We start from the raw sequence: 1,876 nt of genomic DNA on the forward strand, positions 1-1,876 counted from the left end.
AGCGGATCGCCGGGTCGGACGGTCCGAAAAATTTCGTTGGCATAAATTAAGCCTTTGTAGCGGTTGTTGATGATGACGTTTACGCCAAGGTCGGTCGTCTCGTAGGCTAACAGCTGTACTTCATCGCCAACATACAGCCCACGCACATCCGGGTCCAGAAATCGGTTTATCTTGCTCGAAGCGACGAGTCGATTGGTACGTTCATCGAGGTACATAAATACAACGTACCACCGCCCCACCTCCATCGGGCGCGCCTGTTCGCGGTGAGGTACCAGCAAATCTTTCTCTAAACCCCAGTCGAGAAACGCCCCAGCACTGTTCACGGCCACAACCTGCAAACTGGCAAACTCATTTCGTTGAATGGCCGGTGTTAACGTAGTGGCGATAGGACGATCCTCTGAGTCGGTATACACGAATACGTCGATGTCGTCGTCAACTTGCAGCGTATCGGGAACGTATTTATTCGGCAACAGTACGTCGTCTTCGTAACGATCCGTCTGGCGATCCGATAAATCCCCCAGAAAAAAACCGACGCTGGTCTGGCGCAGGGCTGTCAGCGTATTCATTTGTCCAATTTCAATCATAACTCAAAAAGGTTTCCGCAGCAGCGGTAAGGCCGAAAGATATGAATTTTCAGGTAGTCGGCAGTCAAAACCACTACGTCTTTACTGACAGGCTGGGTATTACCCAATAAGGCTCTGATTTTCAACCGATTCAGCCGTATCACTTCTAGTGCATCTGGTAGAACATTGATTATCAGGGCACTATTAGCCCGACCTGGTCGTTATCAATTCATTACCATCCTGCAATGAGTTTTGTTAAAGCGTATTGGATTCTCTCTGCTGGTAGCCGCAATTCGCCCGGCTGTCGCTGTTGCCGCCAAATTTATTCCTGTTAATGTTGGTCCGGCCTCACTCCTCGTTCTTTCAAAAACCAGTGTTGTTGCCAAATCTGATGCCACGGCTTCAACCCATCTTCAATCAAATCTGACATCAGTTTTAAAACCTCTCAGCTCTACAGAACCGGAGCTTCCGCTGCTCGACGTTAATTTCTGTGGCGAATGTTTACCGCTGGATCAGGCGGACGTAGTAGATCGCTGGAAGCACGTGTTTTCCTTATTCCGTCCGCACGTCCGCGACCTGGGAAGCCTGCGTGAACGTGCGGATTCGTTCTTCCCCATCATTGATCCTATTTTAGAGAAATACGATATCCCCGACGATTTCCGATACGTTCCCCTTGCCGAGAGCGGCCTTAAGGCCAGAGCCATTTCGCGGGCAGGCGCTGCGGGTTACTGGCAACTTATGCCAGGTACTGCCCGTGCCCTTGGTTTAAAAGTCAGCGGCCGGGTCGACGAACGGTTCAATGTCCATAAGGCTACTGAAGCGGCCTGTCGGTATCTCCGCGAACTATACAACCAGTTAGGTTCCTGGTCGTTGGTAGCGGCAGCGTACAACGCAGGACCCGGGTTTGTAAAGAATCAGCTTAAGCGTTACGCCCACCGTGATTATTACAAAATGAGTTTGCCCCGCGAAACGCGCTATTATTTGTATCGCGTACTGCTGTATAAGGAAGTGATGTCGCGCCCTGACGATTATTCTTCGTTTCTGACGCCGGCACCCGATCTGCGGACGGCCTATACCGCCTGGAAACGTACTGAACTTCGGCAGGCTGCGTAATTAAATTACCTCTCCAGTCGTGAACGACTTCGGCCCAAAAGGAAACTTTGTTTATACATAGACAAAGCCCCTTTTGGGCTGTTCTGTTACGTCCTCCAGTGAATACCAAGCTGACTGGCATTTTCGCGGTCTGTTTTATTTGTGTAGGAATTTAGGCTAAAAAGTTATATGGCGGGTTCTTAGAAAATACATTCGGATCT

General features: G+C 49.9%; 2 protein-coding genes. One reads left to right on the plus strand and one right to left on the minus strand.

The features are described from left to right. The coding region (locus ACOJS8_RS14715; protein ID WP_420149299.1) for a S1 RNA-binding domain-containing protein at nt 1-584 on the minus strand (584 nt) is incomplete at its 3' end. A gap of 231 nt (nt 585-815) precedes the next feature. On the opposite strand from ACOJS8_RS14715, the gene ACOJS8_RS14720 reads away from it, so the two are divergent. Further along, complete coding sequence (locus ACOJS8_RS14720; RefSeq protein WP_420149300.1) at nt 816-1,676, plus strand: lytic transglycosylase domain-containing protein; 861 nt, start codon at nt 816-818, stop codon at nt 1,674-1,676. The last annotated feature ends 200 nt before the right edge of the window (nt 1,677-1,876 follow it).

The organism is Spirosoma sp. (assembly GCF_048594605.1).
Taxonomy (GTDB): domain Bacteria; phylum Bacteroidota; class Bacteroidia; order Cytophagales; family Spirosomataceae; genus Spirosoma.